Annotated in this window: 1 pseudogene; it reads right to left on the bottom strand. The window is 58.6% G+C overall.

Annotated elements, in window-relative coordinates:
- Positions 1-307, bottom strand: a pseudogene (locus RTW80_RS28475) (LacI family transcriptional regulator); the annotation flags it as partial.

Consider the following 307-nt stretch of genomic DNA (forward strand, 5'->3'; position numbering starts at 1 on the left):
GGGTATTATCCAGCTGCCCGGCTTCATGCAGGGGGATTTCGGCATTCTCGGCGATCACGCCGGGATATCGCGCCAGCGTGGCACGAAATGCCGCCAGGCGGTCGCGGCGGGTGTTAACCATGCCCAGCGGTTCGCTCAGGAATAAAATGGCTTCGAAGCCCTGTTCAATCAGGTGCTCAGTGGCGGTGGTAGCCGCCTGGGTGTTATCCAGCCCGACCACATCGCAGGCAAATTCCGGGATTTTTCGGTCAATAAGCACCATTGGCAGAGACGATTGTTGCAGACGAGGTAGCCCCTCTTCTCGCAT

The organism is Escherichia sp. AM3, from assembly GCF_032029835.1.
Lineage (GTDB): Bacteria > Pseudomonadota > Gammaproteobacteria > Enterobacterales > Enterobacteriaceae > Escherichia > Escherichia coli.